At 59.5% G+C, this 13,936-nt stretch carries 10 protein-coding genes and 2 pseudogenes; 6 read left to right on the top strand and 6 right to left on the bottom strand.

From position 1 onward, the window contains the following. The first annotated feature begins 307 nt into the window (after nucleotides 1-307). Nucleotides 308-619 carry a hypothetical protein gene (locus tag DJ69_RS17725; RefSeq protein ID WP_144050369.1) on the top strand — a complete coding sequence of 104 codons (312 nt, stop codon included), beginning with the start codon at nucleotides 308-310 and terminating at the stop codon, nucleotides 617-619. A gap of 10 nt (nucleotides 620-629) precedes the next feature. Here DJ69_RS17725 and DJ69_RS19090 read toward each other — a convergent pair. Further along, nucleotides 630-1,250, bottom strand: a pseudogene (locus DJ69_RS19090) (RNA polymerase subunit sigma-70). A 371-nt stretch (nucleotides 1,251-1,621) separates the two neighbouring features. Between DJ69_RS19090 and DJ69_RS02265 the strand changes: the two are divergent. The 5 genes and pseudogenes from DJ69_RS02265 (at nucleotide 1,622) to DJ69_RS02285 (ending at nucleotide 7,407) form a co-directional block, all read left to right on the top strand. Next, nucleotides 1,622-2,560 carry a ParA family protein gene (locus tag DJ69_RS02265; protein ID WP_099254155.1) on the top strand — a complete coding sequence of 313 codons (939 nt, stop codon included), beginning with the start codon at nucleotides 1,622-1,624 and terminating at the stop codon, nucleotides 2,558-2,560. Beyond that, a complete protein-coding gene (locus tag DJ69_RS02270; RefSeq protein ID WP_099254124.1) occupies nucleotides 2,553-2,954 on the top strand; it encodes a hypothetical protein in 402 nt (133 codons plus the stop codon). Before DJ69_RS02265 ends, DJ69_RS02270 begins: the two co-directional genes overlap by 8 nt. A 345-nt stretch (nucleotides 2,955-3,299) precedes the next feature. After that, nucleotides 3,300-4,494, top strand: a pseudogene (locus DJ69_RS02275) (site-specific integrase). Between the two features lie 156 nt (nucleotides 4,495-4,650). After that, complete coding sequence (locus DJ69_RS02280; protein WP_099254125.1) at nucleotides 4,651-6,099, top strand: sulfatase family protein; 1,449 nt, start codon at nucleotides 4,651-4,653, stop codon at nucleotides 6,097-6,099. A 195-nt stretch (nucleotides 6,100-6,294) separates the two neighbouring features. Beyond that, a complete protein-coding gene (locus DJ69_RS02285) occupies nucleotides 6,295-7,407 on the top strand; it encodes a pyridoxal phosphate-dependent aminotransferase (protein ID WP_099254126.1) in 1,113 nt (370 codons plus the stop codon). A 135-nt stretch (nucleotides 7,408-7,542) separates the two neighbouring features. Here the strand turns inward: DJ69_RS02285 and DJ69_RS02290 are convergent, their stop codons facing one another. The 5 genes from DJ69_RS02290 to DJ69_RS02310 form a co-directional block, all read right to left on the bottom strand. Further along, nucleotides 7,543-8,646, bottom strand: coding sequence for an ABC transporter ATP-binding protein (locus DJ69_RS02290; RefSeq protein ID WP_099254127.1), 1,104 nt, complete (start codon nucleotides 8,644-8,646; stop codon nucleotides 7,543-7,545). A 4-nt stretch (nucleotides 8,647-8,650) separates the two neighbouring features. Beyond that, on the bottom strand, nucleotides 8,651-9,535 hold the full coding sequence (locus DJ69_RS02295; RefSeq protein WP_099254128.1) for a carbohydrate ABC transporter permease: 885 nt from the start codon (nucleotides 9,533-9,535) through the stop codon (nucleotides 8,651-8,653). Further along, nucleotides 9,525-10,436, bottom strand: a complete 912-nt coding sequence (locus tag DJ69_RS02300; RefSeq protein WP_099254129.1) for a carbohydrate ABC transporter permease — start codon at nucleotides 10,434-10,436, stop codon at nucleotides 9,525-9,527. The genes DJ69_RS02295 and DJ69_RS02300 overlap by 11 nt, the downstream gene beginning before the upstream one ends. 66 nt (nucleotides 10,437-10,502) lie before the next feature. Next, nucleotides 10,503-11,825 carry an extracellular solute-binding protein gene (locus tag DJ69_RS02305; protein ID WP_099254130.1) on the bottom strand — a complete coding sequence of 441 codons (1,323 nt, stop codon included), beginning with the start codon at nucleotides 11,823-11,825 and terminating at the stop codon, nucleotides 10,503-10,505. Between the two features lie 86 nt (nucleotides 11,826-11,911). Beyond that, nucleotides 11,912-13,882 carry a glycoside hydrolase family 127 protein gene (locus DJ69_RS02310; protein WP_099254131.1) on the bottom strand — a complete coding sequence of 657 codons (1,971 nt, stop codon included), beginning with the start codon at nucleotides 13,880-13,882 and terminating at the stop codon, nucleotides 11,912-11,914. Nucleotides 13,883-13,936 lie beyond the last annotated feature (54 nt).

The raw sequence follows: 13,936 nt of genomic DNA on the forward strand, positions 1-13,936 counted from the left end.
AGTTCTAACGGCTACTATAGCTCTCTAATCCGCGCTACCCCCAAACCAAACGCCGGCCATATTTAGACGCTGGAAATGTTCGGCCCGTTTCTCAGGTGAGAAATCAGCCAGCATCGAGGGGCTCGACTCAATAACTTCGAGATCTCTCTCGTAGAGCTACCCTACTGATTAGGTTGCTGATGAATTCCTTCCCGCGACGGTGATCGTTCTCAGTTGGAGCGGTACTCTGGTCTAAACCCCGTGTGCTGTCGACGGTCGACTGACACGTCATTTTATTATGCCCCAGTATGGGCGGAGGCGAGATTTAATGAGACTCTCGATACGAGTTATCGATCAAGATGGTACCGAACAGATAATTACAGGCATTAAGCGGGATGACTGGGAAAATATGAATGACCCCTGCCCGGAGTGTGGAGACGTTGAGTTTAACCACTTTTCAGTATCTGGTGGTCACTACGGATCACGTGATTCTGCTGTCGTAATGCGTTCTGATTTTTGGGATGCTGATCAATCTTTATTCACAAGCTGCCGTGAGTGCCGTGAGATTCTCTACAAGCATCCTGCATTCGATCTCCTCTTTTCCTCAGAGGATAGTGAGGGAATTCCTCTAGACTTCTAATCTGTTCTCACTAGGGCTCGAAATCTTCGCACATCCGACTAAGTACCGCCAGCGCTGACTGGAACTGGGCGTAGTTCTCGCACACATACCGATTGTCTCTGCTCTCGGGGTCACCGGGTACCTCTCGACGTGCTCGATGTCGAGTGACGGGCGTGGCTCGGGGACGACCTGTAGTGATCCATCCAGCTCGTCCCGTGGCTGTCGATCGAATGCGGTAGGGAGGCTGGACGACTTGAAAAACGCTGTCTAGGCGACGTCCTACTCCCGGTCAGTGAGGAAAGCAGATAGTTATCCGGATTCCGACCAATCGGGTAGCCGCTCGGGTCCATGCGTAGACGGTCTCGATCCACGTGAACGCGAGCGGCCAGTCACCAAACTGTGGGAAGACAGGTCTCCTCGATCGAAGCAGGACTGACGTCGGCGCTGGCAGCGACGAGGTCGCGAGCTGTGTCTCTTACGCGCATGTCGACGATATTGAGAACCCGTCATCATAGTTGACGTATCCTGAGTCTTCGAGACGGTCCACGGCCTGTTGCATCGTCTCGTATGGCATGTGGAGGTGTTGGGCAACAGAGTCACTACTCCCGATGGCAAGAACGACCTGCGCCGCCGTGTCGTCAATATATCGCACATCTGATGGTTACAAAAATCCAGGGAAAATAAAAACCAACCTAGATGTATGGCTGAGTATATTTAGCCACAGGTAGACGAGGCTTCTCTATGATTAATCCGAACCCCCGTAGCGAGAGGTCACTCCTCCTGATGGTCGTGATCCTCGTTGTGTCGAGGTACTGTTTGAGTGGTCTTCCAGTAAACTGATGCTATCGAGTATGAGATCCGGTCGATGTGAGAGCCCGTTTCCTGATTCTACGTTCCACTCTTCTACCTAATCTATCTTGGAATATAATACTATCTATGAATAGTCTAACCAACAAAGATAGTATACTATTCAAACTATTCGCCATAGAGTTAAGTTGAGAGGCGATGATACTGTTGAATAGTATGAGTGGCCCAGATAGCAAGAATAGCATAGATAGAACGAATAGCCCGAATAGCCCGTATGATCCGGTACAGGCCGAGGGGAACTCTCGAGCTGTTTCGGTTTGTATGTTGAAGGGGGGCGTCGGAAAATCGACGATCGCTGTCAACCTTGCCCGACAGCTGGCCGCACACGACCATGATGTGCTCCTCATCGATCTCGATCCGAACGGCCACGCGTCCGTCGGGCTGGGTTTTGACGACCAGTATCACAACACCGAAGAAACCATCGGCGACGTCTTCTTCGACGATGCTGACCCCACTTCTGTTGTCTACGATACCAGCTACGAGTTCGATATTCTCCCATCCAGCGAGGACTTAGAACAGGTTGAGCGGGAGATCGTCGTCGGCGACGTGTTCCAACCCTCTGCGCTGCTCAAACGCAAAGTTATTGACCCACTCCTCGGGGACACGTACGATTATATCGTCACAGATTCGCCGGCATACCGATCCCGACTCACGGACAACGCTCTCGTGGCAACGGCGAATCTGGTGCTTCCCCTCGCCCCCGGAAACGAGGCGATAGCCGGCTTGGAACGGACCATCGAGCGACAGATTTCACCGCTCCGGCAGCATATGGACGTCGACGTCTTGGCGCTAGTTCCAAATATGCTGAGCGGCCGTATTGACCAGCAGACGCAGGATCGCCAACTCCTTGAGCGCCTCAATTCACACGATAACCTCCAAGACCGCATCCCGAATTTCGCGCGGATTACGGACTGGGAGGCCGTCGACGCCGGCGATCTCAGCCCCTCACCGGGCATCCGTGACCGTACCAGTATTACGAAGGCCTATGGCGAGCGCAAACCGCTGCTGGACTACGACCCCGATTGTGACCAGTTGCAGTGTTTCGACGAGTTGGCCCACATCGTTGAGGCCGGGGAGGTGGTCCGCCATGTCTGACGACGATCCGTTCGCTGACCTCGGGGAAACACTCGAAGATGAACCGGACGACGAACCACAGGATACGGATGACACGTCTGAATCGGGGGGCGACGAGGAGACGCCCTCTCAGGATCCGGTCGAACGACGGAACCCGATGACCGATTCAGCGTTCAGTTACGAGGCCGCGAAACAGCGGCCCTTCTACGCTCGAGAGGCTACGATTGAGGACTTCGATTCCTGGCTGAAGTACGAACTGGAACGAGAGCTCAACCAGCGTGGCTACCAGAACATCGTTGTTCGGGAGATGACTGATGCCCTCCTGCGAACCGTCGTGGAAGAAGATCTCGTGGACGAGGTGGCCGAACGATTCGAACAGGCCCGCGAGTCCGCTTCTTCAGAATCGGTAGAATAGCTTACTATTCCAAAATAGAATACTATTCTCCAATACCCCAACAACAACCTCAGAATAGTCTAATTTTCCCTCTGAACAGTGGACTCAATTGAGACCGCCGGCTCAGTTTTGGTATAGCGATATATGATTTATCAACCAGCTTTCTTGGCCATTAGCACTTCTACTACCAAAATTCGGCACTTTGGACGAATACCAGCTTGGTCCTGATTACACTGGTAATCACGACCACTTTGAAGCATCCCGACGCCGTCGGTGAAGCACGAATGCTTCAACCGCCTCATGACGGCGCTTCCACCGGGGTAGAGGCACCGAGACCGGGGCCGAAGGATGGTGGAGGGCCGATGGATGCCTGATCGCGCGCTTTCGACGCCGCTCGACGACTCGAGCGCTACCTCCAGGACAAGGGGAAAGGCCGCGGTGGGGACGGTGGGAACTATCGACGCAACGCAGACCGCGAGCTCGAGCGGTTCGCCGAGTGGGCCGCCGGCGACCGCGGCGACGACTGGACCGGCATCGTTCCCGACGACGTCGACCGTAAGCCGACCTTCGACGATCCCGACGAAAGCGTGTTCCGGGAGTATGCCCGGCATCTCGGTGGAGATCGGGGACTCAAGCAGAACACCGTCAAAACCTATTACCGTTATATCTCTGCGTGGTGTGGCTGGTGTGTCAACGAGGGCTACCTCGAGGCCCACTACGCGCATCGGGCGAGTGCGATGGCGCCGCTGCCGGAGGACGACGGCCGCAAGCCCGGCGACCAGCAGGCTTGGATGTCCGAACAGCGCGACGCGCTCACTCGTCACGTCGACGAACAGGCCCGCGACGCCATCGAGACGTACACGACACTCCCGGAGGATACTGACCCCCTGGACAAACAACGAGCGCGTTACAAAGCGCTGAAGGCGGCTCGTGACCGGGCCCTGGTGTTCGTCTTAGCGTACACCGCTGTCCGCGTCGGTGAACTCCTCCGGGACCCGAACGACCCGGGTCGGCGCGGCGTCCGCTGGGAGGACCTCGCGCTTGATGACGGGAGTATGGACGTCTACCGGAAGAAACAGCAGTGGGACGCCGCGAGTCTTCCCGACCCGGTGATCTCGCCGCTGCGAAGCTACCGCCAGCTGATGGACCCGCCAACGGACCGCTGGGCGGTGTTTCCGACGTTCGACCAACGGACGCTCGCAGGGCTCGTCCAGGATGAGTTTGCCGAGCGAGGGGAACGCCCGGACTCAATTGACGAACGACGCGAGGAATACGTCCGAGACTCTTGTTGGCGCTCGACGAGTATATTCAGCCGCCGTCGATCACGACGGACGGCGCCCGGTCGATTCTCCAGCGACTCTCGGGGGCGGCAGAGATCGACATCGATCACCCGAAACACGACTATCTCGCCCCCCACGGTGGTCGTCGGGGAATGGGTGAGGTTCTCGTCCGAGCATCCGGATACACTGTGGCTGCCCGTTACCTCGACAACTCAGAGGAAATGATTCGCGAACGGTACTCGCATATCGAAGGTGGTGAACTTGGTGATGTAGCGACATAAGCTCTGGAAGAAGTCGACACCCATGGAAGAACATCCAGAATAGAATAATGAGAAAGTCGTCACAGGTTGTGGCGGTACCAATTTGAATCAAAAGGCGAGGACAACGCTGATGACTCCAACCCGAAAGGTTAATTGTTGGGTCTACGAGGCGGTGACATGCCCGAGAAACCGAACCTAATCTTTACGTTCGCTGACCAGCTCCGTCTCCAGTCGTGTGGGTACAGCGACGGCTACGCGGACGACCCGGAACCGTACACGCCGAATATCGACCGACTCGCCGACGAGTCGGCGGACTTCCGGAACGCTGTCTCCGGGAGCCCGATATGTGCGCCGTACCGGTCGTCTCTGTTCACGGGGAAGTACGCGAGTTCGACCGGGATGGTGATTAACGAACTCCGGACGATGCCGGACCCGGACGCTATCGGGCACGTCCTCTCGGAACACGGCTACCGCACCGCGTACATCGGCAAGTGGCACATGTACGGGACCGAAAACATCGACGACGACGCACAGGAATTCGTCCCGCCGGGCCCCTACCGTCTCGGGTTCGACGACGAGTGGAAGGCCTACAACATGAACCACGACTACTACGACGGCTACTACTACGAGGACGAACCCAACCAACAGGAGGTCGACGGGTACCTGCCGCACACGATGACAGACCACGCGATAGAGTTCCTCGAGCGGGCGAGCAACGATGACCGACCGTTCGCGCTTTTCGTCAGTTACGGCCCTCCACACGACCCTTGGACCTGGGACAACTGCCCCGAGACGTTCGCACACTTGTTCCGCGACGAGGAGTTCCCGGACCCGCCCAACTTCGCGGACGGACACGCCCGCTACTGGCATCCCGAGTGGGACGAGGAGTGGTACAGGACCGAGTGGAAGCCCGACCGGCTCAGACGCCGACAGGTCTACGCCGCACAGACCGCAAGCCTCGACTGGCAGATCGGGCGTCTCCTGAACACGGTCGACGATCAGGGCGTTCGCGACGAAACCGCATTCGTGTTCACCTCCGACCACGGCGAAATGTTCGGGTCCCACGGACGGATTGCCAAGAACGTCTTCTACGAGGAGGCAGTCCGCGTTCCGTTCCTGCTTCGACTCCCCGACGTTGTCGACCCGGGTGTCCGGACTGCCCCGTTGAACACGCCCGACATCGCACCGACGTTGCTCGGCCTGTTCGGACTCCCGGTCCCGGAGTTAATGGAAGGAACAGACCTGAGCCACGTCGCCCAGGGCGAAGACGGTCCGGCCCCCGAGGCCGCGTTCATGCAGGGAATGGGGCACACCTACCAGTGGAAGGATGGCAACGAGTGGCGCGCAGCCCGCGACGAACGATACACGTATGCCCGGTGGCTCGACGGGCAAGAGTTGCTTTTCGACAACGTCAACGACACCTACCAGCTCGCGAACCTCGTAGACGACCCGGACCACCGGGACGTCTACGAGCGGTTGTCGTCATTTGTCGACGAGCGGATGACCGAGTTGAACGATCCCTTCGAACGGACGACCTGGTATCGGGACCGGTGGGAAACAGACCGCGTCATCGTCCGGTCTGCGACCCGGGAACTCCCCGAAAAGTACCGACCCGATACCGAGTGATACGGTCGGGTATCTAATGTCCCAGCAGTTCGACGAGCGATCCGACGGACTCCTGGACTGACTCACAGCAGACCGGGCGAAAGGGGTAGAAAACTGGAAGCGCGGGGTGATGCGGTCCCGTCACGACGGGCCGAAGGCACTCGGCTGCGGGCGGTAGACTGAATACTGGCCGGGCCGACTGTCCGGCTGGCAAATATGCGACCCAGTCAGTCACACGGTGGGATCGACTATATCGAGTGGGCCATAGACCGGCCGGATTCTGTTCGGTACGACTTCGCGGCCAGCGACCTCGCTAGCGACGTAACGGACGGCATCCCCGAGGTACTCGCCGATCTCCCGCCCCCGGACTCCGACAGGAGCTTCGAGTCATTCGTGGCCGCTCGCTACGGGCCCGAGGTCTCGCCGGAGAACGTCCTCGTCACACCGGGTGCCACCGCCGCGAACACGTTGCTCACGGCCGACGCGGTCAGCCGAGCCGGGGCGTCGACGCCGAGGGTAGTCACCGAAACACCCGGATACGAACCACTCTCGGCGACTCCTTGGACGTTCCGAGCGAATCTGACATACGTCGAACGGACCCCCGAGACCGGCTACGGAGTCACACAGAACGCGCTCCGGGAGGCCCTTGGCGAGACCGTCTGCCTGGTGTCGCTGACGAACCGGCACAATCCGTCGGGCCGGCTACTCTCGCGGGAGAGGCTCGAATCACTCGGCGCCACCGTTTCGCGTGCCGGAGGACTGCTCCTCGTTGACGAGGTTTACGCGCCGTTCGTCGATCCGCCAGTGACAGGCCCCGGGACGGCCTTCGGGGGGCCCACTGCTGCAGGCGTCCCCTCAACCGTGGTGACTAACTCGCTCACGAAGTTCTTCGGGCTCGACTCGCTGCGTCTCGGGTGGCTCGTCGGAGGCCCCGAACTCGTTGATCGCCTTTCGGGGCTGCAACATCACCTGCTCGACGTATCCCGGACGAGTCGTCACTTCGGACGAGTCGCCCTCGACAACGCCGGGACACTCGCCGACCGGTCACGTGATCTGCTACGCGAGAACGCCGCCCTGCTGGGCAAGTTCGTTGACGGGACCGAACACTTGGCTGGGGTCGTCGACCCCGGACACTCGATGGCGTTTCTCCAGTACGGTGACCACGACGGCGACGCAGTCGCAGAGTCAGCTCTCGAGGCGGGAGTGCGAGTCGCACCGGGGCGGTTCTTTGGTGACCGGTCACGCTTCCGGTTGAGCCTGTCCCGTGACCCCGGCCACACGGCCGAGGGGCTCGAAGTCCTCCGCGAGATACTGGCGTCGCTCGGGTGACGACCGGCTGTAATCATCCCGTCAAGTCGATCCGGACTCGGGCAATGCTTGTCGGTCGAGTTTCTATCGGTCCAAGAATCGACGGTGTCGGAGAGGTTACCCGGACGGTTCGGCTCCACGATCCTGAGCGGCTGATCACCGACTGGTCGCCGTCGTCTCCACGTCGGCGTCGCTCGGGAGTGGGGGATTGTAGATCGTGCGACCAGTCTCGTTGAACAGGTGAATGCGGTCGTTGCGGACCGATATCGACACGGACTGACCGATATCGAAGTACTGGCTGGCCGGGATTTGGGCAACGATCTCGCCGATGTCTTCGACATCGAGGTAGACGATGTTGTACGGCCCGATGTGTTCGAAGACGTTCACTTCGCCGACGGTCCCATCACCGCCCTCCCGTTCCGCGAGAGAGATATCCTCGGGACGAATGCCGATCTCCGTGGGTTTCCCTTCGGCGGCGTCGGGGAGATCAAAGCTAAACGGTCCTGCACGTATCGTCCCTCCTTGCAGGCGACAGCGCATGAAGTTCATTCCGGGGCTGCCGATGAAATCTGCGACGAAGCGATTTTCCGGTCGATTGTACGCCGCCTCCGGCGAACTCACCTGCTGAATCTCGCCGTCGTTCAAGACGACGATTCGGTCGCTCATCGTCATCGCCTCCTCCTGGTCGTGAGTGACGTAGACCGTGGTCGTCTCTAGTTCTTGGTGGATCTTCTGAAGTTCAGCCCGCAACTCGATCCGGAGTTTGGCGTCGAGATTCGAGAGCGGTTCATCCATGAGGATGATGTCCGGGTTCCGAACAAGACTCCGACCGAGGGCGACTCGCTGTTTCTGGCCGCCGCTGAGTTCTTCGGGGATCTGGTCTAGGTGGTCGCCGATACCAAGCATCTCCGCAGTCTCGGAGATCCGTGACTCGATCTCGGCTTTGGAGAGACTTTCGTCTTCCAGCGCGAAGGACATGTTGCGCCGGGCGGTCATGTGCGGGTACAGCGCGTAGTTCTGGAAGACCATCGCGATCCCGCGTTCCTGGGGCTGCTGGTCGGTCACGTCCTTCCCATCGAAGAGTATCCTCCCGCTGGTCGGGACTTCGAGGCCGGTGACACAGCGGAGGATCGTACTCTTGCCACAGCCACTCGGTCCGACCAGCGTGAGGAACTCCCCGTCTTTCACCGTCAACGAGACGCCGTTGACGGCGACCAAGTCGTCAAACTTCTTCGTGAGGTCCGTGAGTTCTACTTTCATTGTATTAGTCCTCGAATCCGCCCGATATACCTTTGATGAATCGTTCCTGAGAGACCGCGAACAGCAGGAGAACAGGAATGACTGCTAGGATGCTGACCGCCATCAACTGATTCAACACGACGCTTCCGCGATTCCCGAAGAACGTCGCCAGTCCCACGCTGATCGTGTACATCGGGGTGTCCTGCATGAACACGAGTGCGAACAGGAACTCGTTCCACGAGAAGACGAACACGAAGATCGCGGCAGTCGCGATCCCCGGTTTCGTCAGCGGGAGAATGACGCGCAAGAACACTTTCCACTCCGGGATACCGCCCACGCGAGCGGCCTCTTCGAGATTGTTCGGGAGTGAGTTGAAGAATCCGTACAACAGGAAGATGGCGAACCCGGTGAACAGCATCGCGTAACAGAGGATCAGGCCGACGTGCGTGTTGACGATCCCGAGGTCCGAGAATAGAACGAAAAGCGGTAACACGAGCGCTTGGGTCGGGACCATCAACGTGCTCAGGAACAGCATCAGAAACAACCGTGCGCCGGGGATTTCGCGACGGGACAGCGCGTAAGCCGCGGGCGTCGAGACGACCACGACGAGTACCGTCGCACCGGCAGAGACGATGATCGTGTTGACGAACCAGCCGACCCACATCCCGTTTGCGAGCGCGTCCAAGTAGGGAACCAGCGATGGACTGTCCGGGATCAGCGTCGGCGGGAACTGTGTCACCGCCTCTCCGGTCTTCAGAGAGGTCGAGACCATCCAGTAGAACGGGAAGACGACGAGCAGCGTCACCAGTCCGAGTGCGGCGTACAACAGTCCGCGTTCGGTCGTCGTGAGGTCGGATGGGTCCTCGTCTGTGGCCGGGTCGCGGCCCGAGAAGTATTCTCTAATTGACATTAAACTCACCCTCGACGTAGAAGAACGCAGTCGTTAGCACGAGGACGATCAGGAACTGGATGAACCCGATCGCGGCCCCCTCGCCGTAGTTGAAGAAAGCGAAGGTCTGCTTGTAGAAGTACGTCCCGAGTATTTCGGTCGCGTGTCCGGGGCCCCCCTCGGTCATGACGAACACCGAAGCGAAGGACTTCACGGCGTTGATGATCCCCAAGACGACAACGATCACGAGCGCTGACCGGGCCATGGGGACGGTTACGTGCCGAAACGTCTGCCAGCGAGACTTGCCCTGTACTTTTGCTGCGTCGTAGACCTCGTCGGGGATAGACTGGAGACCCGCCAGGACGATGACCATGTAGTAACCGGTGCGCTTCCAGATAACCATCAGTAACACGACTGGGAGCGCGAGAACGGGCGAACTCAGCCACCGGATCCTAGAATCGACCACGCCGGTCCCGACGAGGACCGAGTTCAGGATACCGTTGTTGTTGAATATCCAGACAAAGAGGATTCCTGCGACGACGATGGGGACTATTTGCGGTGTGAAGATGATAGACCGCACCGTCGTCGAACCCGGCACGTCGACGTTGAGCATGGCGGCGATGATTAGGCCGAGGACGACCGGGACCGTGATCCCGACGACGCCGTAGACGAGAGTGTTCTGTGCCGCCTGCCAGAACACCGGGTCCGACAGCACGTTCTGGTAATTGGCCAGTCCAACCCACTCGTTGGACCCGCCCAAAGAGAAATTCTGGAAACTGAGCAAGAATAGTTCAGCCAGTGGGTAGAGCATGAAGACAGCGTACAGCAATAGTGCGGGGACGACGTACAGGTACAGCTTGAGGCTAATCCGTCCCGAATCGGTCAACACGTCGAGTACTCTCTCTCGTATTGTTGCTATCATGCTGGAACCAGTCCTCGTGGGCACGCCGAAACCGGTGCGGTCGATGGCACTGTTCTCAATCTCGAGTTAGAGGACATTATTGTTGATCCGGTCGACGACGTCGTCGAGGACCGACTGTGCGGACTCTTCGCCGTTGAGTGCCGGTGCCATCCCCGAGTACAGTGCCGAGGAGACGGCGCGGTAGTTCGGGTTGATCGGCGGGGCCGTCCCCTGTTCGAGGGCTGTCTCGAATGAACTGAAGATGTCCTCGTTTTCCTGGGCCGTCTCGAGGTCGAACCCGGACGACCGGGCCGGGAAGTACCCGTTGTCGAGCGTGACCTGCATCCCGGGGTCAGTGTTGGTCCACTCGACGAAATCCCGGGCTGCTTCGAGTGCCTCGCCCTCGGCCTGTTTGGTGATAACGATGGAGTTTCCACCGAGGAACGACGTGCGTTCGGCGTTCGAATCCGGAGCCGGCAGCAGTCCGACACCCAAATTGCCGTTCTCGATCATGTCGGGTTTGTTGTCCCTGGCGTACCCAAGCGCGTATCCACCACTAGTGACTATCGACGCGTCGCCCGAGATGAACATGTCGTGTGCGGCTTGCCACTCGGTCGACACGAGATCCGTCGAGTTTCCGCTCTGGTTAAGTTCGGCCCAGAACTCTAGGGTCTCGACACCAGCGTCGGAGTTGATGACACACTCGGAACCGTCTTCGCTGAACAGATTCGCGCCGTTCGACCACGCGGTCGGCAGGAAGAAGAACCCGCCGAAGGAACTCGCGGTGCCCACTCTGTCGGAAGTGCTGAGTTGCTCGTTGGCAGCGAGGAAATCGTCCCACGTCGCCGGCGGATTCTCGGGATCCAGTCCCGCCTCCTCGAAGTGTGCCTTGTTGTAGTAGTACACCGAGAGGTCGATCCAGAACGGCATCGCGTAGGTCGTGTCGTTGTAGGAAACGAAATCCTCCCGGAGCGGTTCGAACACGTCGTCTCGGTACTCCAGGTCCGACGTGAACGACCCGATGTCCCGGAGCGCACCGAGCTGGGCGAAGTTCGCGATCTGGACGACGTCGAGCCCGATCACCTCGGGCGCGTCACCCGCACTTATTTGCGAGATGGCAGACTGATAGGCCCCCCCCGAAGTCGTCGGGTTCACCTGCGTCTCGACGCTGTAGTCCTCGCTCTCGGCACTGTATTCAGTGGCGTAGTCCCCACACCACTCGTATCGGTCGTAGTAGGCTATCTGTGTGCTTCCGCTGGAGCCGTCTCCGGAGCCGTCGTTGCTGGTCCCGTCGCCATCGTTATCTGACTGCTGGGAACACCCTGCCGTCGCAGCGAGCGCTCCGCTGGTCAGAAGCAAGTACTTGCGCCTGCTCAACTCACTAAGACTCGCATCTTGTTGTCTTGGCATGACACTATCATGAATTCGAGAGTATATAATAATTTTTATCGCGGAAATGAAACCGATCTGTTCGAGTGCCTGATCGCGGCGACGTGTCAGTGCGTGCAGTCGCAGGCTCGCATCCACACCCGCATCTCGGTCTCGTCTCTGTTGGCCCAAGCGTAGTACGGGACGGCTGTAACGGTAACCGTCTCGTTTGCGGGTGAAGTCCGGGAGCGGTAGAGACTCTCGTCGTCGGCCGTCGCCGTCAGCGTCGCCTCACCGCGGACCACGACGGTCCCGCCTAGGAGGTCCGGGTTGTATTCTGTCGAAAACCTTGCGTCCGCCCGGAGACAGACGTTTTCCAGAGAGTGGTCGTTGTCGACGCCTTCGAGACAGTAGACGACCGGCCCGCGCTGGAGAACGACTCTGCCGGCTGCCGCCGTCATCTCTGGGTGGGCTTCGACCTGTCTCACCGGCATCGGGAGGTCCAGAGTCAGCTTGTCGCCGTCCCTCCACGTGCGCCGGAGTTCGACGTGTCCCCGTTCCACATCTGGTGTGACCGTCTCGCCCTCGACAGCAATCGTCGGATCCGAACACCACGCCGGGATCCGCGGACGGAGTGTCATCTCTACCGGGGTGTCGGTGTGTACGCTGATCTCAACGGTTCTGTCCCAGGGGTAATCGGTCGTCTGTTCGACCGTAACTGTCGACCCCGCGACCGTAGTCCGGACCGAACTTCCCGCGTAGAGTTCGACCGAGAGTTCATCCCCGTCGACCAAATAGAGATACTCGCCCAGCGAGGCGAGAAGTCGCGCAACGTTGGGCGGACAGCAGGGCGTGTCGTACCACTCCCCGCGTTGGAGGGGGAATCTGACCTTGGAGACGTGTTCGAGCGGGTGCTTCTCGCCGTCGCTCTCCAGCGGATTGGCGTAGAAAAACCGTGTCCCGTCCAGGGAGATACCGGCGAGCAAGGCATTATACAGCGTTCGTTCCATGAGGTCACCGTACTTCCCCTCACCCGTCAACTGCAACATCCTGTGGTTCCACATGACGCTCCCGACGGCGGCACACGTCTCGGCGTAGGCTGTGTCGTTGGGGAGGTCGTAGTCCGAAGTGAACCCCTCGTTCTCGTGGCTGCTCCCGAGGCCACCGGTCACGTACATCCGCCGTCTCACCGTGTTCGACCAGATCCGCTCGACCGTCGCCGCCAGGTCGTCGTCTCCGGTCTCCGTCGCCACGTCGGCCATCGCGGCGTACATGTACGTCGCCCGCACCGCGTGGCCGACCGCCGTGGACTGTTCCCGGACCGGCAGGTGGTCCTGGATGTACTTGCCGTCGTAGGTCCCGTCCTCGTCGAAGAGGAGATCCCGGTACTCCTCGTAGATCTCGTCCGTACACAGCCTCGCGTCCGGGTTTACCATCTCACGTGCGAACCGGGAGTCCTCGCGTCCTCGCTCGTCGAGGAACGTTCGCGCGAGGTCGAGGTATCGCTGCTGGCCGGTACACCGGTAGAGCCTGACCAGAGCGAGTTCAACTTCTTGGTGGCCGGGCGCGCCGCCACCCTCTGCGAAAATGTCGACGACGTGGTCCGCGAACTCCGTCGCCACGTCCAGTAACCGAGATTCCCCGGTTGCTTCGTGGTGAGCGACCGCGGCCTCAAAGAGATGGCCCGCGCTGTAGAGTTCGTGCATATACGTGAGCCTCGTCCACCTGTCTTCTGGAGCGTGTAGCGAGAAGTAGGAGTTGAGGTACCCGTCGTCGCGCTGAGCACCTTCCAGCAAGGAGATCACGTAGTTAACTCTGGATTCGAGGTCGGGATCAGAACGCCGCGACAGCGCGTAACTCGCAGCTTCCAGCCATTTGTACACGTCCGATTCGTCCCGGTACATCCGGTTTTCGAGCGCGACCTGCTCGTCGCCGGAGATTCCCTTGGCCGCACGCCGAAGATTCTCGAGGCGTCCCGATTCGACGAGCTGTCTGTAGACTGTATCGACCGTCGCGGTGTCCGTCCTCCGCACGCGCGGCGACCAGAACTCGTCGTCGACCGTCACGTGCTCCGGGTTCGGCGTCTTTTTGCCCGCCATGACTGCTAATCGGTCTCACCCTGATGATTTATTTCTGGGGATCGGCCAGTCGGT

Origin of the sequence: Halorubrum persicum (assembly GCF_002727125.1) — an archaeon.
GTDB lineage: Archaea > Halobacteriota > Halobacteria > Halobacteriales > Haloferacaceae > Halorubrum > Halorubrum persicum.

Coding starts and splice junctions, on each gene's coding strand:
- DJ69_RS02295 (WP_099254128.1), bottom strand. CDS start 9,535: ATGTCAATTAGAGAATACTTCTCGGGCCGCGACCCGGCCACAGACGAG.
- DJ69_RS02310 (WP_099254131.1), bottom strand. CDS start 13,882: ATGGCGGGCAAAAAGACGCCGAACCCGGAGCACGTGACGGTCGACGAC.
- DJ69_RS02290 (WP_099254127.1), bottom strand. CDS start 8,646: ATGAAAGTAGAACTCACGGACCTCACGAAGAAGTTTGACGACTTGGTC.
- DJ69_RS02270 (WP_099254124.1), top strand. CDS start 2,553: ATGTCTGACGACGATCCGTTCGCTGACCTCGGGGAAACACTCGAAGAT.
- DJ69_RS02280 (WP_099254125.1), top strand. CDS start 4,651: ATGCCCGAGAAACCGAACCTAATCTTTACGTTCGCTGACCAGCTCCGT.
- DJ69_RS17725 (WP_144050369.1), top strand. CDS start 308: ATGAGACTCTCGATACGAGTTATCGATCAAGATGGTACCGAACAGATA.
- DJ69_RS02285 (WP_099254126.1), top strand. CDS start 6,295: ATGCGACCCAGTCAGTCACACGGTGGGATCGACTATATCGAGTGGGCC.
- DJ69_RS02265 (WP_099254155.1), top strand. CDS start 1,622: ATGAGTGGCCCAGATAGCAAGAATAGCATAGATAGAACGAATAGCCCG.
- DJ69_RS02305 (WP_099254130.1), bottom strand. CDS start 11,825: ATGCCAAGACAACAAGATGCGAGTCTTAGTGAGTTGAGCAGGCGCAAG.
- DJ69_RS02300 (WP_099254129.1), bottom strand. CDS start 10,436: ATGATAGCAACAATACGAGAGAGAGTACTCGACGTGTTGACCGATTCG.